Annotated in this window: 16 protein-coding genes and 1 tRNA gene; 4 read left to right on the top strand and 13 right to left on the bottom strand. The window is 62.8% G+C overall.

Annotated features, from left to right (window positions below):
• Positions 1 to 756 precede the first annotated feature (756 nt).
• Complete coding sequence (locus PSET11_RS14580) at positions 757 to 1,659, top strand: hypothetical protein (RefSeq protein WP_124093063.1); 903 nt, start codon at positions 757 to 759, stop codon at positions 1,657 to 1,659.
• 587 nt (positions 1,660 to 2,246) lie between these two features.
• On the opposite strand, the gene PSET11_RS14575 is transcribed toward PSET11_RS14580, so the two are convergent.
• Both PSET11_RS14575 and PSET11_RS14570 read right to left on the bottom strand, forming a co-directional pair.
• Positions 2,247 to 3,647 (bottom strand): YlxR family protein, encoded by a 1,401-nt coding sequence (locus PSET11_RS14575; RefSeq protein WP_124093062.1) that lies wholly within the window; start codon positions 3,645 to 3,647, stop codon positions 2,247 to 2,249.
• Positions 3,648 to 4,250: 603 nt separating this feature from the next.
• Positions 4,251 to 4,332: transfer RNA gene (locus tag PSET11_RS14570), tRNA-Leu, on the bottom strand.
• A 201-nt stretch (positions 4,333 to 4,533) separates the two neighbouring features.
• On the opposite strand from PSET11_RS14570, the gene PSET11_RS14565 reads away from it, so the two are divergent.
• Complete coding sequence (locus tag PSET11_RS14565) at positions 4,534 to 5,139, top strand: ANTAR domain-containing response regulator (RefSeq protein ID WP_124093061.1); 606 nt, start codon at positions 4,534 to 4,536, stop codon at positions 5,137 to 5,139.
• 76 nt (positions 5,140 to 5,215) lie between these two features.
• Here PSET11_RS14565 and pyk read toward each other — a convergent pair whose 3' ends face one another.
• The 11 genes from pyk to hisI all read right to left on the bottom strand — a co-directional run bounded on the left by pyk (position 5,216) and on the right by hisI (position 20,346).
• Positions 5,216 to 6,703 (bottom strand): pyruvate kinase, encoded by a 1,488-nt coding sequence (pyk, locus tag PSET11_RS14560; RefSeq protein ID WP_124093060.1) that lies wholly within the window; start codon positions 6,701 to 6,703, stop codon positions 5,216 to 5,218.
• Between the two features lie 61 nt (positions 6,704 to 6,764).
• Entirely contained in the window at positions 6,765 to 8,222 is a 1,458-nt protein-coding gene (locus tag PSET11_RS14555) for a glutamate synthase subunit beta (RefSeq protein ID WP_124093059.1), read from the bottom strand.
• On the bottom strand, positions 8,215 to 12,825 hold the full coding sequence (gltB, locus tag PSET11_RS14550) for a glutamate synthase large subunit (RefSeq protein WP_124093058.1): 4,611 nt from the start codon (positions 12,823 to 12,825) through the stop codon (positions 8,215 to 8,217). The genes PSET11_RS14555 and gltB overlap by 8 nt, the downstream gene beginning before the upstream one ends.
• A 263-nt stretch (positions 12,826 to 13,088) precedes the next feature.
• Positions 13,089 to 14,243 (bottom strand): prolipoprotein diacylglyceryl transferase, encoded by a 1,155-nt coding sequence (gene lgt / locus PSET11_RS14545; protein ID WP_124093057.1) that lies wholly within the window; start codon positions 14,241 to 14,243, stop codon positions 13,089 to 13,091.
• 2 nt (positions 14,244 to 14,245) lie between these two features.
• On the bottom strand, positions 14,246 to 15,055 hold the full coding sequence (gene trpA / locus PSET11_RS14540; RefSeq protein ID WP_124093056.1) for a tryptophan synthase subunit alpha: 810 nt from the start codon (positions 15,053 to 15,055) through the stop codon (positions 14,246 to 14,248).
• Complete coding sequence (gene trpB / locus PSET11_RS14535; RefSeq protein WP_124093055.1) at positions 15,052 to 16,371, bottom strand: tryptophan synthase subunit beta; 1,320 nt, start codon at positions 16,369 to 16,371, stop codon at positions 15,052 to 15,054. Before trpB ends, trpA begins: the two co-directional genes overlap by 4 nt.
• 74 nt (positions 16,372 to 16,445) lie before the next feature.
• Positions 16,446 to 17,267 (bottom strand): indole-3-glycerol phosphate synthase TrpC, encoded by an 822-nt coding sequence (gene trpC / locus PSET11_RS14530; RefSeq protein WP_124093054.1) that lies wholly within the window; start codon positions 17,265 to 17,267, stop codon positions 16,446 to 16,448.
• Complete coding sequence (locus PSET11_RS14525; protein ID WP_124093053.1) at positions 17,267 to 17,554, bottom strand: HGxxPAAW family protein; 288 nt, start codon at positions 17,552 to 17,554, stop codon at positions 17,267 to 17,269. Before PSET11_RS14525 ends, trpC begins: the two co-directional genes overlap by 1 nt.
• Positions 17,555 to 17,657: 103 nt before the next feature.
• Positions 17,658 to 18,290 carry a Trp biosynthesis-associated membrane protein gene (locus PSET11_RS14520; protein ID WP_124093052.1) on the bottom strand — a complete coding sequence of 211 codons (633 nt, stop codon included), beginning with the start codon at positions 18,288 to 18,290 and terminating at the stop codon, positions 17,658 to 17,660.
• Positions 18,290 to 19,849, bottom strand: coding sequence for an anthranilate synthase component I (locus PSET11_RS14515; RefSeq protein WP_124093051.1), 1,560 nt, complete (start codon positions 19,847 to 19,849; stop codon positions 18,290 to 18,292). Before PSET11_RS14515 ends, PSET11_RS14520 begins: the two co-directional genes overlap by 1 nt.
• Before the next feature lie 89 nt (positions 19,850 to 19,938).
• Positions 19,939 to 20,346, bottom strand: a complete 408-nt coding sequence (gene hisI, locus PSET11_RS14510; RefSeq protein WP_124093050.1) for a phosphoribosyl-AMP cyclohydrolase — start codon at positions 20,344 to 20,346, stop codon at positions 19,939 to 19,941.
• Positions 20,347 to 20,457: 111 nt separating this feature from the next.
• Between hisI and PSET11_RS14505 the strand changes: the two genes are divergently transcribed.
• Positions 20,458 to 21,102, top strand: a complete 645-nt coding sequence (locus tag PSET11_RS14505; RefSeq protein WP_124093049.1) for a TIGR03085 family metal-binding protein — start codon at positions 20,458 to 20,460, stop codon at positions 21,100 to 21,102.
• A 155-nt stretch (positions 21,103 to 21,257) separates the two neighbouring features.
• The gene (locus PSET11_RS14500; RefSeq protein WP_203415990.1) at positions 21,258 to 22,133 is read left to right on the top strand and encodes a BCCT family transporter; all 876 of its coding nucleotides are present in this window, start codon (positions 21,258 to 21,260) and stop codon (positions 22,131 to 22,133) included.
• Positions 22,134 to 22,191: the final 58 nt, after the last annotated feature.

Genomic DNA, 22,191 nt, shown 5'->3' with positions numbered 1-22,191 from the left:
CGTCGGCCCAACGAAGTCCACTATGGTTATCAACAGCCAGCCCTGGCAGCGTAGAAGAAACCACTAATTCCGCTGTCCGAAATCCCCGCAGCAGCTCAGCCCGAGGTGGGACTCGAACGGGATTCCAAGCCTTGGGAATACTGGGAAGTGGCGGAAACATGTGGAATCCGGGGCAGTCCGGCGGCCTTACGGGCCAGTACGAAGCAAGAAGTGTGGACAATGTCCACACTTCCTTTTGCTCGATCGAACACCAAAAACGGGGACATGACGTGTCCCGGGCGCACTCAAATCCTGCGCCGGAAATTCGGCCCTCCCGTCTCTGCAGATTGCCGAATAAGGAACCTGGAGACATCGACCCAAGGCCCGCCCTTGCATGCGGGCCGGACCTAGAATGGACTTTGTCCACACGCTCTTCGGCCTGACAAAACATCCACCAGCCGGGTTCCTGTCCTCAACGAAGGAGCCGAAGTCAGAAGCTTACTGCGCAAAATCGCGAAGTCATTCGCGCTGAAATTTTTTATAGACCCCTCGACACATTTGGTTGGCGGGATGAGCAGCGACATGGTCCAAGCTTCAAACGACACAACTCGGTTCACTAGAAGGAGCCGACCCCGGTGGGACAACGACCCTGGAGCCTCTCGAGATCGCCATGCGAAAAGGGTTGCTTACGGAGGTATGGTGCTGTTCCTTTGTAAATCTGGGTAAATGCATCCTGCCGGGACAGTGGGGTAACCGCGCATTGGTACCGTGGAGGACATGAATACTGACCCTGTGCTCGCTGCCGCCGCTGTAGTGATTTCGTTTATTTCGCTTGCGATTGCAGTACGTTCAGCACGGGTCAACCATCGCGCGGCAAAGATTTCCGAATGGTCGGCGGCGGTCGGGAATGCTTACGCCAGCACGCCACCCATCACGGTGCGTCTCGATCGGGTGAGCTACCAGTGGGCGAACCCGCGCTCGGACCAATTAAATCCCAGCAGGGACGAACGAATTGTTCTGGCTGAAGCAATCCGAAGAGACCTGTTCGCGGAAGTCCTGGTCGAGGGGACGATTACGGCAGGGGACCAAGACGCTCTTCTGACGTACCGCGATCACGCAAGGTGCGGGCGGAGCGTCTGGTATCCGTTGATGAATCAGAACGTTTTCTCGGTTGGCAGCAGGCACAACGTTAACTGGAGCGTACTGGAAGCAGGCGCGAGCGAGAATTTCACATGGGTTGATAGACGATCCGCCCAGGAATGGGCCAACATATATGCGCTGTACAACGGAAATTTGTGGGATGACCCAGAACTGGAATTGCCGCAGCTGAAGTCGAAAGACATCCCGCAAATTCTCCGGATGGTTTGGAATTTCCGCATGACAAACCAGTCGCTAGCAATGAAATTGATCAGAGAAGACAAGGTCGCCCGCAGTGGGTTCAGAATTATTGGGGAATCTCGACTGGACAGACGGGTCACCGTCGAATGGTCAGCCGAAGTCATCTGCTCTGCACTGGAAGCGTTCGGCCGCGAGGATCCCTCAGAGGCATTGCTTTGGAGGGTCGCGCAAGAGATACCGGGGCCTATCGATGACGATGTCATTCGCTACCGCGCCAATCTCTCCCATGTTCTAGCAGCGATAATTACGCCACGATCGCGCCGAGTCCCAGGTCGCGACTAAGCCAACCCGGTTGCGTCAGACGCCCACGATTGTCGGAGCTACTTGGGCACGCGTAATTATAACGGCGCTCCTCGTAGTGGCTACTCTGATTCCCGGGACTGCCCCCGGTTTTGTGGCCCTTCGCAGATGAGCGTGGTTAGGTCGGTCTGAGAATGCCGCCGCCGGGCTGGGGTTTTTCGTTGCGGCGTGGTGCGGCGGGAAAGAGGTCAGGGCCTCTTTGAATTGGTAGCGACCAAGCAACCAAAACCAAAAGAGACCCTGACATGAATAACTCTATGTCTTGTTCCGGTGGGCGCTGGTGCACCCGCGCAGATGCGCTGCTCGGTGTCGAGGGCATCCACGTCAGCTCCGTCACGGCAACCGGGACGGGCCTGCTTCTGCGCATTGAATCCGGTGACGACGTCTCGGGTTGCCCTGACTGCGGCGTCGTGGCAGTTGGCCACGGGCGCCGCCAAGTCCCAAGCTGGCGTGGAAGGCAACAGGAGAAGCGTACGACCGGATATTTCGCCAGAAAACAACCATGCCCCGACGGAACCTTCTAACCGTATTTGGTGACCCGGCTGGAGACCTGCTTTACTCCATTAGTTTCAGAATGGATTCTCAATTGCTACCTCTGCCGTCCCTACTTCCGGAACTGGAAAAGCAAACTTCACATACTCTGCTGCGAACACTGCCCGGGCGGCATTGATCGTTTCGATGTCGTAGTGCGGCACCAACAAACTCAGGCTCGCCATAGTGGCTACGAAGGCGTGCTCTTCGGGCATCGAACGCAGACACGTCAGATGAACCAGCCTGGCCCCTTCAAGGATTTCCTCCGGAGCAGGCAGAAGTTGGGCATCAGTACCCAGCGCCTCCGCCACGTCCGCTTCCAAAGCCGACAACGGATCCAAATCGAGCATGATGCGGAATGTCGACACCGTCCGGGAAAGCAGCGGCAGGTTGTAGGGCTGCGCAAAGGCCTTGGCTGGACGTTCTCCCGTCTTGAATTCATTGAGCATTTTCACGACGTTATTCACCGCTGAGCCCGTAACCGAGCCCCGCCCCATGAACGGCTGGCGGGCTTTATTGTCTACCGCCCTAGCGCACGCCGGCCAAATTGCATAGTAGAACTGGGCCAGACTCACATAAGACCAGGCGTCCACTATGGATTCTCGAAAACGTTCCCATTGCGCTTCTGTGGGCTCATCAATACCACGGTCAGCAAGCTGCAATGAAAGGTACCGCTCAGCTTCCTGCACGATGCATTCCTTGGCTGCGGTTTCCAGCTCCATGGGAAACCGCCCGAGTGCGCTGTGAATTTCCTGTGAGGTAAGTTGCTCGATTGCCTCAAAGCGGTCGTCGAGCGTTCCTTCGCCGGCGGGATGCCAATCAATTTCGAAGGGAATGTAGCTAACGCTGTCGTCGACAAATTCGATGTTGGCTGGCTGCTGAGCATTAGCCGGGACGAGGACGCCCAAACGCAACAACCGACCCAGCTCTCCGGAAGAGAAACCTGCCTGCTTGAGAAAAAGCCCCCGAAGCCGCTTATCTTTAAACGGATCCGACTGAGTAAGCTTGTCTAGGAGCATTACATCGCTGAGGGCTTCAACACTGTCTGGCAAGCTGCTGTCGAAGCCGGCAATCCAGCGAAGCACGCGCTCCCTGTGGTCATTGGCCGCCGCAACTTTCGCCGCCTCGCAAGTTGCGCATAGCCTGGCCCCTTGGCCCGACAGTTTAGAGGAGGCTGCGGACCGGTTCGCAACAACCACTCCCTCGGGCACTTCGCCACAGCCAATACAGGCAGTTCCTGTGTAGGTCGCAACAACATACTCAGCCGCGCTGGCCGCCGCCTCTGAAGGATTTATCGTGCCAAAGATCTCCGAGACTTTATGTTCCCAAGCGATCCTGCCGCGAGTCCCACCGCCATATGCCCAGTATTTGGCTGCGTTTTCAGCCTCAGGTCCCTCCCGCAGCAGGTCAACTTCAATTCTCCAAGTGTCGTCGACCACGCTATCGGAACTCCTCATCGCAAACTCACTGTTCATACCGGAGGATCCGGCAGACGAGGACATTCTATCGGCGGGAACGACCATCACCGCGGCTGCACTCTCACGTCGCTGCGGCCCTACTGATGGTGCGCTTGCGAACGGGCGTCATGTCGCTCGGGTCCTTATACGCGATGAATAGATGTAGGCCGAACAAGAGGAAGGAAATGGCTGTGATCAGGCTAAATAAAGAAGATTTAACTGTGGGCAATGTCCACACCCGTTTGGGCTGACAAAGCTCTCCGGAGTCAAGCCTCTTGAGTCCATCAACGAGCCAAAACCAAGAATCTTGCCGCAGGATCTCGAAGTCATGTTGCGCTCAGTCCCTTAACGCATGAAGAGGTGTAGGTCAACCACGACCTACCAGACGCAACAAAAGAGGAAGGCATAGCCCCAGTTCACAGCAAGCGGAGGGCCGACCAGCCAGGACCCTAAACCCCCTCCCCCACAACCAAACAGGCGACCCGAGGCGCCAAGCAAACCCCCGCGACCCGTGTCAGAGGGACCTGACCCGCCAGAATGTAAACACGTTAAAGCAAAAAACCCCTCTGACGAGGGGTTTTGCTGTGCCCGAGGTGGGACTCGAACCCACACATCTTTCGATACCGCATTTTGAGTGCGGCGCGTCTGCCAATTCCGCCACTCGGGCGCGGATTACACTCCTGACCTGCGGACCCACAAGGTACTGTGAGCAACGCGATCCGGCCGTGTACGCGCATTTACTCTACATGCAGATAGGCTGAAACCTAGAATCGCGCCGCTGATGCCGCAATTCTCCATGCAGACCAAGTACGGCAGCGGTGGCACCTAAGATAGTGACGTCCCCGCCGTACCTTTCCAAGGAGATCCCGTGTCTGAACAGACGGAGTCAAACCCCACCACCCAGCCGGCGCGCCGCGTCATCGTGGCCGAGGACGAAACCCTCATCCGCCTCGACATCATTGAGATCCTGCGCGGTGAAGGCTATGACGTTGTGGGCGAAGCGGACAACGGCGAGAAGGCAGTCCAGCTCGCAGAGGAACTGAAGCCAGATCTGGTCCTGATGGACGTCAAGATGCCCGTCATGGACGGCATCTCCGCTGCGGAGAAGATCGTCAAGGCACGGATCGCCCCCGTGGTCCTGTTGACGGCTTTCAGCCAGAAGGAACTGGTGGAGCGTGCCCGCGACGCCGGTGCCATGGCCTACGTAGTCAAGCCGTTCACTCCCGCTGACCTCATCCCGGCCATTGAGATTGCCCTCTCCCGCCATGAGGAGATCAAGGCGCTCGAAAACGAGGTCTCGGACCTGCAGGAGCAGTTCGCTACCCGCAAGCTCGTAGAGCGCGCCAAGAGCCTGCTGACCACCAAGATGGGCCTCACGGAGCCGGAGGCCTTCCGCTGGATCCAGAAAACCTCAATGGACCGCCGCCTGAGCATGCGCGAAGTGGCAGAGACCATCATCAACCAGGTCAACTGACCCAACGCACAACAAAAGGGAGGGTGCCTTGCCAACCGGCGAGGCACCCTCCCTTTTCAGTAGCTGGAAGTAGCGGCTACTTCTTCCGCTTTTCCGGCCAGGGGCCGAGTTTTTCCTTGTTGCTGGTAACTTCGCCGCCGTGACCTGAATCGGCGAGGTCGCCGACCTTGTGGACCTTCAGCGAGTTGGTGGAGCCAGCTTTTCCGGGAGGGGAACCGGCAGCAATGACCACCAGGTCACCGTCTTCCACCAGTCCCATTTCCAGCAGGCTGCGGTCAACCTGGGCAGTCATTTCATCCGTGTGGCCCACCATGGGGACCAACACCGGCTGGATGCCCCAGGTCAGCGCCAACTGGTTCCAGACCTGCTCCACCGGAGTGAACGCGAAGACCGGCTTGATGGGGCGCAGACGGGACAAGCGGCGTGCCGAGTCACCGGACTGCGTGAACGCACAGATGTACTTGGCGTCCAGCTGATCGGAAATCTCGACGGCGGCCCGGGTAATGGCGCCGCCACGGGTCTTGGGGCGGGTACCCAGCGGGGGAACGCGCTCCAGGCCGTGAACCTCGGTGGATTCGATGATCCGGGCCATGACCTTAACGGTCTCGATCGGGTACTTGCCCACACTGGTCTCACCGGACAGCATCACGGCATCTGCACCGTCAAGAACGGCGTTGGCGCAGTCAGAAGCCTCTGCACGGGTGGGGCGCGGGTTGTCGATCATCGACTCGAGCACCTGGGTGGCAACAATGACCGGCTTGGCCCAGCGGCGAGCCAGTTCAATGGCACGCTTCTGGACGATCGGCACTTCCTCGAGCGGAAGTTCCACGCCGAGGTCGCCACGGGCCACCATGATGGCGTCGAACGCGTCGATGATCTCGGACAGCTGCTCAACGGCCTGCGGCTTTTCGATCTTGGCGATGACGGGAACGCGGCGGCCTTCCTCGTCCATGATTTCGTGCACGCGGACAATGTCGCTGGCGTCACGCACGAAGGACAGGGCAACCAGGTCCACGCCGCGGCGCATGGCCCAGCGGAGATCGTCCTCGTCCTTTTCGCTCAGCGCGGGAACGTTGACGGCAACGCCCGGCAGGTTGATGCCCTTGTTGTTGGACACCATGCCACCCACGGTCACCTCGGCGACCACCTTGACGGCGTCCACCTCGATGGCGCGCAGTGCCACCTTGCCGTCGTCGATCAGCAGGGCATCGCCCACGTTGACGTCTTCGGTGAGGCTCTTCAGCGTGGTGGAGCAGATTTCCTGCGTTCCGGGAACGTCCTCGGTGGTGATGGTGAAGATGTCACCGGCGGCGAGGGCGTGCGGACCGTCAACAAAGCGGCCCAGGCGGATCTTGGGACCCTGGAGGTCAGCCATGATGGCCACAGGCTTGCCCAGATCGGCTGCAGCCTTGCGGACGTTCTCGTAGGTGTTGTCGTGCACCGTGTAGTCGCCGTGGCTCATGTTCATCCGAGCGACATCTACGCCAGCTTCCAACACCGCACGGGTGTTCTCGTAGCTGGCAATGGCGGGGCCGAAAGTGGCCACAATTTTTGCGCGTCTCATATACCTACCCTATTGGTAAATTGCATTGGTTAAGTTGTCGGTGAGGTGAATCCTCGGGGTACTACAGCACCGCCATAGCGCGGTCAGTGGGCGCCACGGGTGCGGGAAGTATGGTGCTTCCCATCAGGTACTGGTCGACGGCGGCCGCTGCCGCACGCCCTTCGGCAATGGCCCACACGATGAGGGATTGCCCGCGGCCGGCGTCGCCTGCCACGAAGATCCCTTCGGTGTTGGTCATGTAGTAGCCGTCGCGGGCCACGTTGCCGCGGCCGTCAAACTCGGCGCGGACCTGCTCGGTGATACCTGCTTGTTCCGGGCCGGTGAAGCCCAGGGACAGGAAGACTAGGTCAGCGGGAATGACCCGTTCGGTGCCAGCCTTGGGCAAACGCTTGCCATCGACGAATTCCGTCTCGGCAACCTTCACGCCGGTCAGGACGCCGTTCTCCCCGACGAATTCGACGGTAGACGCCAGATAGGTCCGCTCGCCGCCTTCCTCATGAGCGCTGGCGACCTCGAACAGGGTGGGGAACGTGGGCCACGGCTGGTGTCCGGCACGCTCGGCCGGCGGCTGCTTGCCGATGGCCAGGGTGGTTACCGACGCTGCGCCGTGTCGATGGGCGGTGCCCAGGCAGTCAGCTCCGGTATCGCCGCCACCAAGAATGACAACGTGTTTGCCCTGGGCGTGGATCTGTCCTTCCACGGCCTCCCCCGCCACCACGCGGTTCGCGGGGACCAGGTAGTCCATGGCGTAATGCACGCCGGTGAACTCGCGGCCGGGGATGGGCAGGTCACGCGGGACTGTGGCCCCGGTGCAGATGACGACGGCGTCGTAGCGCCTCCGCAGCTGCTCCCAAGTAACGTCGGTTCCCACCGCAACACCGGTCCGGAAGCGGGTGCCCTCCGCTTTCATCTGTTCGACGCGCCGATCCACCTGCTCCTTCTCCATCTTGAAGTCGGGGATCCCGTAGCGCAGCAGGCCGCCAATGCGGTCGTCGCGTTCGTACACAGCCACGGTATGGCCAACTCGGGTCAACTGCTGGGCAACTGCCAGGCCGGCAGGACCAGAGCCCACCACAGCGACAGTCTTTCCCGTCAGGCGAGTAGGCGGCAGCGGGTTGACCCAGCCGTTCTCGAAGGCCTCATCAATGATGGAAACCTCCACCTGCTTGATGGTCACGGCGGGCTGGTTGATGCCCAACACACACGATGACTCGCACGGGGCGGGGCACAACCGGCCAGTGAACTCGGGGAAGTTGTTAGTGGCGTGCAGCCGCTCAATCGCTTCTTCGCCCTTGCCACGCCACGTGAGGTCATTCCACTCAGGAATCAGGTTGCCCAGCGGGCAGCCCTGGTGACAAAACGGCACACCGCAGTCCATACAGCGGCCAGCCTGGCTTTTCAGGACACCCTTTTCCTGGGCTTCGTAGACTTCCTTCCAGTCCATGATGCGCACCGGAACGGGCCTGCGCGGCTGGGTTTCCCGCTGGCGTACTTTTAGAAATCCGCGTGGATCAGCCACCGGTTACCTCCAGGATTCGAGCCCAGACTTCTTCGCCGTCGGGGTCGAGCCCCTCTTCGATGGCGTCGAGCCGGGTTTGCAGCACAGCCGCGTAGTCACGCGGCAGCACCTTGGTGATGCGGGCAGCAGTGTCATCGAAGTTCTCGAGCAAGCGCGCTGCCAGCTGGGATTCTGTCTCCTCAACGTGCTTGGCCAGGAGGCCATACACAATGTCGCGGTCTTCGGCGTCAAGCTCTAGGAGCTTAAGTTCTCCGGACTGCAGGGCTTCCTTGTTGACCCGGGCCGTGTCTAGGTCAAGGAGGTAGGCGGTACCGCCAGACATGCCAGCACCGAAGTTGCGGCCTGTGCGGCCAATAATCAGCGTCTGGCCTCCGGTCATGTACTCACAGCCATGGTCGCCGATGCCTTCGACGACGGCGGTGGCACCGGAGTTGCGGACCAAGAAGCGTTCGCCCACCTGGCCGCGCAGGAACATCTCGCCGCTGGTGGCGCCGTAGCCGATCACGTTTCCGGCTATCACGTTGGACTCTGCCTTGAACACGTTGGTACGGTCCGGCCGGACAATGATGCGGCCGCCGGAGAGCCCCTTGCCAACGTAGTCGTTCGAATCGCCGAAGAGGCGTAATGTGATGCCGGCCGGCAGGAACGCACCCAAGGACTGGCCTGCTGTTCCATTGAGCGTGACGTCGATGGTGTCCGTGGCCAGGACGTCCGTGCTGAACGTCTTGGTGACCACGTGGCCCAGCATGGTGCCCACCGAACGGTCCGTGTTGATGACATCCACGGTGATCTTCACCGGGCTGCGATCCGTCAGGGCCTCTGTGGCCATGGTGATCAAGCGCTGATCGAAGTGCTTGTCCAACTCATGGTTCTGGCCGGTCATGTTCCGGCGCGGTGCGTCGGCGTCGAACTGCAGGCCGTGCAGGATCGGATCGAGGTCCAGGCCCTCAGCCTTCCAGTGGTCAACTGCCTCACGGGCGTCAAGCACGTCCGCGTGGCCAATGGCCTCTTCGAGGGTCCGGAAGCCAAGCTCGGCAAGGATTTCACGGACCTCTTCGGCAAGGAACTCGAAGAAGTTGACCACGAACTCTGGCTTGCCGCTGAAGCGGGACCGCAGCTCAGGGTTCTGGGTGGCCACACCCACGGGGCAGGTGTCCAGGTGGCAGACGCGCATCATGATGCAGCCTTCAACCACCAGCGGTGCCGTTGCGAACCCGAACTCTTCGCCACCCAGCAGCGCAGCGATGACCACGTCCCGACCCGTCTTGAGCTGGCCGTCCACCTGCACCACCACGCGGTCGCGGAGGCCGTTGAGCATCAGCGTCTGCTGGGTCTCGGCGAGGCCCAGCTCCCACGGAACACCGGCATGCTTGAGCGAATTCAGCGGCGAGGCGCCGGTCCCGCCGTCGTGCCCGGAAACCAGCACGACGTCGGCCTTGGCCTTGGTCACGCCGGACGCCACGGTCCCGATCCCCACTTCGGAGACCAGTTTGACGTGCACCCGTGCCGAGGGGTTGGCGCGCTTGGCATCGTAGATCAGCTGTGCGAGGTCCTCGATGGAGTAGATATCGTGGTGCGGCGGCGGCGAGATCAGGCCGACGCCGGGCGTGGAGTGCCGTGTGCTGGCCACCCACGGGTAGACCTTCTGCGCCATCAGCTGGCCGCCTTCGCCGGGCTTGGCACCCTGCGCCATCTTGATCTGGATGTCATCAGCATTGGTCAGGTACAGGCTGGTGACACCAAACCGGCCGGACGCGATCTGCTTGACGGCAGAACGGCGCGACGGGTCGAGGAGCCGGTCGACGTCCTCGCCACCTTCACCGGTGTTGGACTTGCCGCCCAACTGGTTCATGGCGATGGCCAGGGTCTCGTGGGCTTCCTTGGAAATGGACCCGTAGCTCATGGCACCTGTGGAGAACCGTTTGACGATGCTGGAGATTGGCTCCACCTCGGCCAGCGGTACGGACGGCCGGTCTTCCTTGAATTTCAGCAGACCGCGCAGGGTCATCAGGTTGGTGGACTGGTCATCCACGCCCTGGGTGTACTGCTTGAAGATGTCGTAGCGGCGTTCCCGCGTTGCGTGCTGGAGCCGGAACACCGTCTCCGGGTTGAAGAGGTGTGGCTCGCCGTCGCGACGCCACTGGTATTCGCCACCACCCAGGAGTGGACGGTGCGGCTGTTCGATGCCGCCTTCGGGGTACGCCATCTGGTGCCGGGCAGAAACCTCGGCAGCAATCACGTCAAGGCCCACGCCGCCAAGCTGGGAATGCGTGCCGGCAAAGAATTCATCCACCAGGTCCTGGCCGAGGCCGAGGGCCTCGAACGTCTGGGCGCCCGTGTAGGAGGCCACCGTGGAGATGCCCATCTTGGACATGATCTTCAGGACACCCTTGCCGAGGCCCTTGATCAGGTTGTAGACACCGTCCTGGGGGCTGACGCCCACCACGTCGCCGGAGCTGATGAGCTGCTCCACCGATTCCATGGCCAGGTACGGGTTCACGGCAGATGCACCGTAACCGATCAGGACTGCCACGTGGTGCGTTTCGCGGACATCGCCGGCCTCAACCACCAGGGCGGTCTTGGTCCGGTTGGCGCTGCGCAGCAGGTGGTGGTGCACGGCGCTGACCAGCAGCAGGGACGGGATGGGGGCCCACTGGGCGTTGGAGTCGCGGTCAGAGAGCACCACGTACTGCACGCCGCGGTTGATGGCCCCGGAAACCTGCTCGCAGATTTCGGTGAGTCGGGCACGGAGCGCGTTCTCGCCGCCTTCGGGGCGGTACAGGCCGCGGACCTTCATGGCCACCCGATCGCCGTCGGGACTTTCAATGTTGGCAATCTTGGCCAACTGATCGTTGTTGATCACCGGGAACGGCAGCTGGACCTGCGGCTGGCGAACTTGCTTGGTGTCCAGCAGGTTGCCGTTGGGGCCAATGGCGCAGGTCAGCGACGTGACCAGTTCCTCGCGGATTGCGTCAAGGGGCGGGTTGGTGACCTGGGCGAAGGACTGCACAAAGTAGTCGAAGAGCAGGCGCGGCCGCTTGGACAGCACAGCGACGGGGGTGTCGGAGCCCATGGCGCCCAGAGGCTCGGCGCCCGTCCGGGACATGGGACCCAGCAGGATCTTCAGTTCCTCGGTGGTGTAGCCGAAGGTGCGCTGGCGGATATTTACGGAAGCGGCAGTGTGGACAACGTGCTCGCGCTCGGGAAGATCATTCAGGTCGATCAGGTTGTCTTTGACCCATTCAGCCCACGGATTGGCGCGGGCCACTTCGGCCTTCACTTCTTCATCGTCGATGATCCGACCGGAGTCGGTGTCCACCAGGAACATCTTGCCTGGCGAGACGCGGCCCTTGCGGACAATCTTGGAGGCTTCGACGTCGATCACGCCAACCTCTGAGGCGAAGACGATCAGGCCGTCTTCGGTGATCCAGAAGCGGCCGGGGCGCAGACCGTTCCGGTCCAACGTTGCGCCCACCAGGTTGCCGTCGGTGAAGGAGACGGCTGCGGGACCGTCCCACGGTTCCATCAGCAGTGAGTGGTATTCGTAGAACGCACGCCGTGCCGGGTCCATGGTGGCGTGGTTTTCCCACGCCTCGGGGATCATCATCATGATCGAGTGCGTAATGGGCCGGCCGGAGAGCCAGAGGAGTTCCGCGACCTCGTCGAAGGAAGCAGAGTCGGAGGCGCCAGGCGTGCAGATGGGATAGAGCTCTTCAGGCGACTCCCCCAACAGCGGGTTGGCCAACTGCGACTGGCGGGCGCGCATCCAGTTCCGGTTGCCCTTGACCGTGTTGATCTCACCGTTGTGGGCGATGGTCCGGAACGGCTGGGCCAGCGGCCACGACGGAAAGGTGTTCGTGGAGAAGCGGGAGTGGACAATGGCCAGCTTGGTCTTGAACCGCTTGTCGGAAAGGTCAGGGTAGAACGGCTCCAGCTGAGCTGTGGTCAGCATGCCCTTGTAGACAATGGTGCGGGAAGACAGCGACGGGAAGTACACGCCGAATTTGTTTTGCGCGCGCTTGCGGATCCGCCAGGCACGGGAGTCGAGTTCATTACGGCTCAATTCCTCGCCCGTGGCGGAGGCAAGGAACGGCTGGGAGAAGTATGGCATGCAGGCGCGGGCCATGGCGCCGACCAGGTCGGCCACGATCGGCACTTCGCGCCAGCCCAGGACGGTCAGGCCCTCATCTGCCGCGAGGCCCTCAATACCGGCCTTGGCCGCATCTGCTTCACGTTGTTCCGCAGGCAGGAAGGCAGTGCCGGCAACGTACTGGCCGGGAGCCGGCAACTCGAACGCTGAGACAGCGCGGAAGAACTCGTCGGGAATCTGCATGAGGAGTCCGGCGCCATCGCCAGTTCCTTCGTCAGCGCCCACGGCACCACGGTGTTCAAGGTTTCGGAGCGCAGTCAGTGCCGCATCCACGATGTCGTAGCCGGGTTCGCCGCGAAGGGTAGCAATGATCGCCAACCCACAAGCGTCCTTCTCCTGCTCAGGGTTGTACAGCCCGGCAGCCTCGGGAAGGGCAGCGAAGCGCTTGAACGGTGACGCGATGGCCTGAGACTGATCCGGTTCGGACCAGCTGGGCGTAAGAGATTCCGTCATGGGAGACGTCCTTCCTCCTGAAAGTGCGTATGGAAGGGACACCGTTGGCCCCACTTGGCGGCGCCCTTGTGACGGGCGCAACAAAGTGTTACTTACTGGAAATTGTAGGTCAGCCCGGCCTGCTGAACTAACGGTTACGCAGGCCCCTGACTGGGACCGCACAGAGCAGCAGCTCTAAGCTGTCCACGCGGGCCCCTTTGCCACGACGTTGTGGAGGTGGGCATCTCGAGCGGTGGCTCTGCTGCCCTGCCGGGCCGTCCAGACTACTTGCTGGTTCCGGCCTCTGCAGCGGGTCCGCTGGCTGTGGTGCTGGTACTTCCAGCACCTGTGGCATCAGGGTCCGGCGTTACGCCGTTCGATGCCGCCACGGCATCTTCCTGGGGGTCGGAAGAGTGCCTGGAACCGCTATGGCTATCAGGGAGATTACCACGCGATTCACTATCTGAGACAGTAAGGGCCGAATCGCGGACACTGTCCGCTGGCTCAGCAACGCTCGAATCGGATTCCGCAGGTTTCGGTTCCCGGCCCGGCAGGAACACGGTATCCGGGTCTGGCCGGCCCCGCAGCTTCAGGAAAACAAACACCAGCAGTGCCGCCAGGAACACAAAGATGCTGGTCCAGACGTTGAGCCGGGTAGTAATCCCAAAGAGCTGGATCTGCTCGGCATCGTCAATCCGCATGGCCTCGATCCAGACGCGGCCCACGGTGTAGTACATGGCGTACAGCCAGAAGAGCATGCTGCGGCGGAAGTGGAATTTGCGGTCCAGGCCCAACAGCAGGAGCACGCCCACAATGTTCCAGAGGGACTCGTAGAGGAACGTGGGGTGGAAGAGGGTGTCGGCCGGGTAGCCTGCGGGGAAGTTGGCGTTGTCCGCATCGACCTGCAGGCCCCACGGCAAAGTGGTGGGACCGCCGAAGAGTTCTTGGTTGAAGTAGTTGCCCCATCGGCCCAACGCCTGGGCCAGCAGGAGGCCAGGGGCTGCAGCATCCAGGAAAGCTGAGAGCTTGACGCCGCTGCGACGACAGCCGATCCAGGCGCCAACGACACCCAAGACCACGGCGCCCCAGATACCCAGTCCGCCGCGTTGAATCTGTGGAATCAGCGACAGGTCGCCGGTGCCGTCGAACCCGGGCCCGAAGTAGGCATCGGGTGAGGAGACCACGTGGTACAGCCGGCCGCCGATGATGCCGAACGGAATGGCCCAGATGACGATGTCCCAGAGGCTGCCCTCAGGGGCACCGCGTTTTGCCCACCTGACCGAGGTCAGCCAGAGGCCCACCACGATGCCGGCGAGGATGCAGAGCGCATACGCATGGATCCGCAGCGCCCCCCACGGCAGGGGAATGTCGAACCCGGACCAGACCGGGCTGGGGATACTGGCGGGCAGCAACGCGGCTACCGAGAGGACTGTCTGCACGGTCAGGAATCTTCCCGTTTCAGGCCGGTACTGAGTTCGCGGGTGAGGGTGGCTACTGCTTCCGCGCCGCCGTCGCGAAGTGCGGCAACGAGAGCCGTGCCGACGATCACGCCCTCTGCGTAGGCTGCAATTTCCTCGGCCTGGCTGGCGTTGGAGACGCCCACACCGACGCAGACGCGTTCGGCACCGGCTGCGTGGGCTGCCGCCACGACATCCTTGGCGGCAGAGCTGACAGACGTCCGGGCGCCCGTGACGCCCATGATGGAGACCGCGTAGACAAATCCTCGGCTGGCATCGACGGTCCGCTGCATCCGCTCCGGGGTGGACGACGGCGCCACCAGGAAGACCCGGTCCAGGCCGTATTTGTCGGAGGCGGCAAACCACTCCCCTGCTTCGTCGGGGATGAGGTCCGGGGTGATGAGCCCGGCGCCGCCGGCTTCAGCCAGGCGGCGGGAGAACTCGTCCACACCCATCCGCATGACCGGGTTCCAGTACGTCATGACCAGGACGGCGGCATCGGTTTTGCTGGTGATACCGGCCACCACATCGAAGACCTGGCGGACGGTGAAGCCGTTGGCCAGCGCCGCGGTGGTGGCGGCCTGGATGACCGGGCCATCCATGACCGGATCAGAGTAAGGGATGCCGATTTCAATCAGGTCGGCACCGTTTTCGGCGAGGGCAATACCGGCGGCGATGCTCTCTTCCACTGACGGGTAGCCGGCGGGAAGGTAGCCAATCAGCGCGGCCCGGCCCTGGGCCCGGGCCTTGTCAATGGCGGCTGCGGCCTTGCTGGTGGTCTGTGCAGTGCTCACAGCTGCTCCCCCTCTTTGCCCAGTTCAGATTCGGCGGAATTCTTGTCCAACAGGTCAAACCACTCAGCTGCCGTGGCAACGTCCTTGTCACCGCGTCCGGAAAGGTTCACGATGACCACCTTCTCGGCGGCGGTAGCGGGATCCTCGGCGGCGAGGCGCTGGCCGATCTTGATGGCGCCGGCCAGGGCGTGGGCGGACTCGATGGCGGGAATGATGCCCTCGGTCCGGCACAGGATACGGAACGCGTCCATGGCCTCGGTGTCCGTGATGGGCTCGTAGGCCACCCGGCCGATCTCTGCCAGGTGCGAGTGCTCCGGGCCCACGCTCGGGTAGTCCAGGCCTGCCGAAATGGAGTGCGATTCGACGGTCTGGCCGTCCTCGTCCTGCATCAGGTAGGAGCGGGCACCGTGCAGTACCCCGGCACGGCCCAGCGAGATGGCCGCTGCGTGCCGGCCCGTTTCCAGTCCGTCACCACCAGCTTCCAGCCCGTAGATCTTGACGCTGGGATCGTCCAGGAACGCGTGGAAAAGCCCGATCGCGTTCGAACCGCCGCCTACACAGGCGCAAATGGCGTCCGGCAGCTTGCCGGTTTGGTCCAGGATCTGGGCACGGGCTTCATCGCCGATGACCTCGTGGAAATGCCTGACCATGGCCGGGAACGGGTGTGCGCCAGCGGCAGTACCCAAGAGGTAGTGGGTGTGGTCCACGTTGGCCACCCAGTCGCGGAGGGCCTCGTTGATGGCGTCCTTGAGGGTTTCCGAGCCGCTGGTGACGGGGATGACCGTGGCGCCCAGGAGTTCCATCCGGGCCACGTTCAAAGCTTGCCGGCGGCAGTCCTCGGCGCCCATGTACACCACGCACTCCAGTCCCATGAGGGCAGCGGCGGTGGCGCTGGCAACGCCGTGCTGGCCTGCGCCAGTTTCGGCAATGACGCGGGTCTTCCCCATGCGCTTGGCCAGGAGCGCCTGGCCCAGGACGTTGTTGATCTTGTGCGAGCCGGTGTGGTTCAGGTCCTCGCGCTTGAGGAAGACCCGGACTCCCCCGGCGTGCTCGCTGAAGCGCTTGGCCTCGGTCAGCAGCGAGGGCCGGCCGGAGTAGTTCTTGTTCAACTCGGCTACCTGGGCACGGAAGTCAGGATCCGCTTTGGCCTTCTCGAAGGTGTCCTCGAGTTCGTCCAGGGCTGCAATCAAGGATTCCGGCATCCAACGGCCGCCGAAGTTGCCAAAATACGGCCCGGGGGCGTGCCGGAGCGAACCGCCCTCCAGGAAAGCGTCCGCAGCGTTCTGTTCGGCGTCGCCTGTGGGTGCGTGGTCCATCGGTGACCGTCCTGTCCAAGTTGGTGTTCAATTACGGGGGTACGCCGGCTTCCCGGCGCGAAGCTGCTGTCCGGCTAGCCGCGGGCGGCAATGGCTGCTGCGCCGGCGGCGGTGAACTCGGCGATGCGCTGCAATGGCGTGGCGTGGCTGACCAGGGCTTCGCCGACCAGCACGGCGTTGGCGCCGTGCGCCGCGTAGTGCGTAACGTCCGCGGCGTCGCGGACGCCGGATTCGGCGACAACGATCGCATTGCCGGGAATCTGTCCGGCCAGCGCGGCGAAAACGGAACGGTCGACGTCGAGCGTTTTCAGGTTCCGGACGTTGACGCCGATGATGCGCGCCTGAGCCGCGACCGCTCGTTCAATTTCCGCTTCCGTGTGCGTTTCCACGAGGACGTTCATGCCCAATTCGTGGCTGAGTGCGCTGAATTCGACCAGCTGCGCATCGGACAGGGACGCGACGATGAGCAGGACCAGGTCCGCGCCATGGGCGCGCGCTTCCCAAATCTGGTACTCGTCCACGGTGAAATCCTTGCGGAGCAGCGGGATATCGACGGCGGCGCGTACCGCATCCAGATCGGCGAGGGCGCCGTGGAAGCGGCGCTGCTCGGTGAGGACGCTGATGACTGCCGCGCCGCCGCCGGCGTACTGCCGGGCGAGGGCAGCGGGGTCAGCAATGCTGGCGAGATCGCCTTTGGAGGGGCTGCGGCGCTTGATTTCGGCGATGACCTTCAGCTGGTCCCGCACCGTTGCTGTTCCGCCCAGCGCGTGCCAAGCATCGCGAGCCGGCGCCACAGCCTGGGTGCGCTCCTGAAGTTCAGCGAGGGAAACCAGGCGTTTCCGGCTCTCCATATCCTCCCTGACACCAGCGTTGATGTCATCGAGAACAGTTGCCATCAGTGACCGGAGTTTTTCAGCTTGCTGCCTTCGACACCGTAGCCGGCCTTACGCATGACGTAACCCAGGATGAGGCCGACGACCATCACAGCAGCGCCGGCGATGAAAATCGGCGTGTTGTTGATGACGTACGCAATGGAGGCGATGAGTGCGCCCACCAGCATGACGATGACGCAGGTCCAGGCAGCGGGGCTATTGCCGTGACCGAGTTCCATGCTGTGATCGATGGTGCCGGGGGCTACCTGTCCGGTGCTGGACGTGGACGCTGACGCGGGTGCTTTGCTCATGGAAATCTCCTCAAGATGAATACTGCTTACATTCTGCCATTTTTTGCCTGTTGATCGCCTATCGGCTGGGCCGTACGCATGTCACGGCCGACGGCGGCGCACCTCAGGTGGGGTCATCGCCCCGGGAGAGCCGATCCCAGCTGTCGATCTCATCGGCGGGCCCGGCAGGAGTGGCACTCCCCTGTTTGGCGCCCAGTACGGCGGGGGAATCATATTTGGTGCGCGTCTTCCAGAACCTGCTAGCGGGCACGATCACCAGACCGGCGAGGGCCAAGAGGCAACCGGCCACCACGGCGATGATCGGGAACGCCGTCAGTTCGACGTCGGCCTGGCCGCCGGATACCCCCGTGGCGGCGGCGATGGAGCCCTGGGCGGCGGCCAACGGGTTGGCCAGGACAGTACTCGCGGCGGCGATGATCCCGGCCGACGCCAGGACAACGATGACGGTAATGATCCAGCGTGCTATCGCCCCGGCGATGGCTGCAGCCAGGCCGCCGGCCAACGCAACCAGGGCCAGCGCAGTCACGGTGGTGGCGGCCTTGCTGCCCTGCACGCTCAAGGACTCGACAGGACTCCCTGCCTGGCCCAGCTGGCTGCCGTCGAGGTTCACCGCAAGCCACGTCTGGGTGGTGGTGCCGAAAACGGCCAAAGCCAACACGACGATGGCCAGGACCACCGTCGATTTACGGGCCCACCGGGGGGCTGCTGACCTGCCCTGGGTGTCTGCGGCGGGCATCAGGACGCCCCGCCGGCAAGGAACTCAGCCGTGACGTCCCGCAACGAACCAGCCCGGTGGATAGCCCGCAGTGGCGCGGCAGCCTTGTTCACCGTTTCGATCGCCTCGGTGGCGTTGACGGAATCAGCCACAATGCCGCCGCCTGCCTGGACGTAGGCGCGCCCTTCCCGGACCAGCGCCGAGCGGATGGCAATGGCCATGTCCATGTCGCCGGCGAAATCCAGGTACCCCACCACGCCGCCGTAGATGCCCCGGCGGTGCGGTTCAAGTTCGTCAAGGAGGCGCAGCGCCCGTGGCTTCGGCGCACCGGAGAGGGTGCCTGCCGGGAACGTCGCTTTGAGCACGTCGTAGGCTTTCGCGTCGGGGGCAAGCCGGCCCACCACGGTGGACACCAGGTGCATGATGTGGCTGAACCGTTCCACTTCCATGAACTGGGTAACATCCACTGTGCCGGCGACACAGACCTTGGAGAGATCGTTGCGGGACAGGTCCACGAGCATCAGGTGCTCCGCCCGTTCCTTCTGATCCGCCAGTAGGTCATCGGCCATGGCCTTGTCCGCGTCAACGGTTTTCCCACGAGGACGGGAGCCGGCGATGGGGTGGGTAATGACCTCATCACCGGTAACGGTCACCAGTGCCTCCGGCGAGGACCCCACAATCGAGTACTCCCGGCCGTCAGCGTCAGCGAGGCTGAAAATGTACATGTACGGGCTCGGGTTAGTGTTCCGCAACACCCTGTACACGTCCAGTGCCGTCGCTTGGCACTCCATTTCGAAGCGGCGCGAAATGACCACCTGGAAGACCTCGCCGTCAACAATGGCTTCCTTGCCGCGGTCCAGGGCCGCCAGGTAGTCGGGCTCGTTCCAGCGTTCCTGCACGCTGGACGCGAAGTCAGCGGTGCTGGGCACAGTAACGGACATCGGTTGGGCGATGGGCTTGCTGACCGTCTCCAGCATGGCCTTCACCCGTGCCACGGCGTCATGCCAGGCCTCATCCACGCGCTCGGAACTGTCGTCGAAGTTGATGGCGTTGGCGATCAGGAGGACAGTTCCATCCACGTTGTCGTGGACGGCCATGTCAGTAACCAGGTTCAGTGCCAGTTCCGGGAGGTGTAAGTCGTCCTCCGGCGGGCTGACTAAGCGTTCCCAGTGCCGGACGGTTTCCCAGCCGAGGAACCCCACCAGCCCGGAGGTGAACGGCGGCAGGCCCTCGAAACGGTCGGTCCGCAGGGCCTCGATGGTGTCGCGCACCGCGTCAACAGGATTTCCACCGACCGGGACGCCGGCCGGTGGCTGGCCCAGCCAGTGCGCCTCGCCGTCCTTGGTGGTCAGGGTGGCGCGGGAGGTCACGCCAATAAAGGAGTAGCGGGCCCACGCCCCACCTACGGCCGCCGACTCCATCAAAAAGGTCCCGGGCTGGCCTTGGGCCAACTTCCGGTAAAGGCCAATGGGCGTCTCGGCATCCGCAAGGACTTTGAGTCGGACCGGGATGACGCGGCTGTGGCCGGCGAGTTCACGGAACTCCGCCAGGCTGGGGCTGATGATTCCAAGATCCTGCATGGCTATGCTGTTCCGCCTGTTCTGGTGCGGACCGGACTCACCGGTCCTGGAGTAAAAGTGCAGTGGGTGCCTTGGCCGGCACCGCGCGGCTATTCTGCTGCGCCGAGGACGACGGCGAGTTCCCGGCCGTCGAAGCAGGTGCGGGTTCCGGTGTGGCAGGCGGCGCCCACCTGGTCTACGCGGACCAGCAGGGCGTCGCCGTCGCAATCCATGGCCAGGGACTTGACCCACTGCACATGTCCGGACGTGTCGCCCTTACGCCAATACTCCTGGCGGGAGCGCGAGTAGAACGTCACCCGGCCGGTGGTCATGGTCCGGTGCAGGGCCTCGTCATCCATCCAGCCGAGCATGAGGACCTCGTTGGTGTCGAACTGCTGGACCATCGCCGCAATAAGCCCTGCGCTGTCGCGTTTAAGGGCTGCGGCCAGGTCTGCGGGCAGGGGGCTTGTGGCCACGGCAGATTCGGGCAAGGGGGCGGGACTGGGGTGCTCAGACATCGCTTCAAGTCTAGTGCCTTCGCCACTGACCTTCCGGTTGGGCACAGAGGCACGCCGCTACCGGCCCCAACGGTGCCCAACATCGCCTCTCTCGTGCTAGTTTCACAAGTGATGCATTTCGTCGAACCGTCCCGAGAAGTCCTGGCCGAGACCCTGCTTGCGGCTGGCCCTGATGCGCCCACACTTTGTGCTGGCTGGCGCACCAGGGATCTTGCCGCGCACCTGTACCTGCGCGAACGCAAGGCCGCCGTGGGGTTGGGCCTGATCATCAAGAGCCTGGCGAAAGCCTCGGACCAGGCCACGGCCAAATTGGCAGCCAAGCTGGCCAACCCGGACGAATACGCCGCGCTGGTGAAAACCTTCCGCACCGGGCCCCCTGCCCTCTCTCCCATGAAGATTCCCGCAGTGGATGAGAGCGCCAACCTGATCGAATACTTCGTCCACACCGAAGACGTTCGCCGTGCCGTTGATCGCTGGGCGCCGCGCGCCCTGGACGCCGCCTACTCAGACGCCCTGTGGGATGACTTGGTGAAGCGGGCGGCAATCCTTTACCGCGGCGTCGACCTCGGCATCGTGTTGGTGCGTCCTTCCGGGCCCCGCCACGTGGCCAAGCGCGCTCCGGTGTCCGTAGCAATTGTGGGCGAACCCGGCGAGTTGCTGATGCACGCCCACGGCCGGGTGCGGAACGCCTTGGTCACTTTTGAAGGCCAACCGGACGCAGTGGCACTGCTGCAGTCCGCTGAAGTAGGACTCTAGCTCCTCCGCTCACGGCGGTTGCATTAGAGTAGGCAGGCAGGCCGCTTACTGTGGGCCTTCTGTTTGTGGAACCTCGGCTGGTGAGTCGGGTCTGACGAAAGTCTCACGTAGCTGGCGCCTGTTTAACGACTCGCGACCCATCTAGGAGGACTTCCATGTCTGAACAACCACCACAGCCGCAAGGTGGGGACGGGCCGCCCAAGACCCCTATCAGGCGCACCGAACTTGGTGGTACCGATCGGCGCCGTCAGGCCCAAGACGTGGAACGCTTCTCCCCCATCTCCAGCACGGAACTGAGCAAGGGTCCAGCCGAACTCAGCGTCGACGTCCATGCCAAGGTCAACTGGCGGGTCTTCGCGATCGCCTCGTTCATCATTCTGGCCTTCTCCTTGTGGGCCATGCTGACTCCTGACACGGCACAATCCACCCTGCACACCGTCACCTTGTGGATCGCCGAGAAACTGGGTTGGTTCTATGTCCTGACAGTGACGGTGGTGATCGGCTTCGTCCTTTGGGTGGCGTTATCCAAGGAAGGCAAGGTCCGGCTGGGCCCGGACCATTCCAGGCCGCAATACAAACTCTTCACTTGGGTGGCCATGCTCTTTGCTGCTGGTGTGGGCATCGACATGCTGTTCTACTCCGTCACGGGGCCCATCACCCAGTACCTGAAGCCGCCCGCCGGCGAAGGCCAGACCGCTGCGGCAGCGCAAGACGCAGTGGTGTGGACCATGTTCCACTACGGCGTGGCAGGCTGGGCCATGTACTCGCTCCTGGGCATGGCCATGGGCTACTTCGCCTACCGCTGGGGCATGCCGTTGTCCATCCGGGCTGCCCTCTACCCGCTGCTGGGCAAGCGGGTCCGTGGTGGTATCGGTGACACCATCGACATCGTCACCCTCGTAGGCACGGTCTTTGGCGTGGCTACTTCCATGGGCATCGGCGTGGTCCTTCTGAACGTGGGCTTCGCCATCCTCTTTGGCTTGGAGCAGGGCCTAGCTGTACTCAGCCAGCAGGTTGGTTACATCTGCTGATGGGTGGTCGTCCTCCGAGGGCTGCGTGGTTTCGGCGGTGGTTGTAGAAGTCTAGCCA

The sequence above is a fragment of the Arthrobacter ulcerisalmonis genome (assembly GCF_900609065.1).
GTDB classification, from domain to species: Bacteria; Actinomycetota; Actinomycetes; order Actinomycetales; family Micrococcaceae; genus Arthrobacter; species Arthrobacter ulcerisalmonis.
This window is presented reverse-complemented; position numbering and strand designations above follow the sequence as displayed.

Coding starts and splice junctions, on each gene's coding strand:
- trpB (WP_124093055.1), bottom strand. CDS start 16,371: ATGGACCACGCACCCACAGGCGACGCCGAACAGAACGCTGCGGACGCT.
- PSET11_RS14580 (WP_124093063.1), top strand. CDS start 757: ATGAATACTGACCCTGTGCTCGCTGCCGCCGCTGTAGTGATTTCGTTT.
- pyk (WP_124093060.1), bottom strand. CDS start 6,703: ATGAGACGCGCAAAAATTGTGGCCACTTTCGGCCCCGCCATTGCCAGC.
- trpC (WP_124093054.1), bottom strand. CDS start 17,267: ATGGCAACTGTTCTCGATGACATCAACGCTGGTGTCAGGGAGGATATG.
- gltB (WP_124093058.1), bottom strand. CDS start 12,825: ATGACGGAATCTCTTACGCCCAGCTGGTCCGAACCGGATCAGTCTCAG.
- PSET11_RS14520 (WP_124093052.1), bottom strand. CDS start 18,290: ATGCCCGCCGCAGACACCCAGGGCAGGTCAGCAGCCCCCCGGTGGGCC.
- hisI (WP_124093050.1), bottom strand. CDS start 20,346: ATGTCTGAGCACCCCAGTCCCGCCCCCTTGCCCGAATCTGCCGTGGCC.
- PSET11_RS14505 (WP_124093049.1), top strand. CDS start 20,458: ATGCATTTCGTCGAACCGTCCCGAGAAGTCCTGGCCGAGACCCTGCTT.
- PSET11_RS14525 (WP_124093053.1), bottom strand. CDS start 17,554: ATGAGCAAAGCACCCGCGTCAGCGTCCACGTCCAGCACCGGACAGGTA.
- PSET11_RS14500 (WP_203415990.1), top strand. CDS start 21,258: ATGTCTGAACAACCACCACAGCCGCAAGGTGGGGACGGGCCGCCCAAG.
- PSET11_RS14515 (WP_124093051.1), bottom strand. CDS start 19,849: ATGCAGGATCTTGGAATCATCAGCCCCAGCCTGGCGGAGTTCCGTGAA.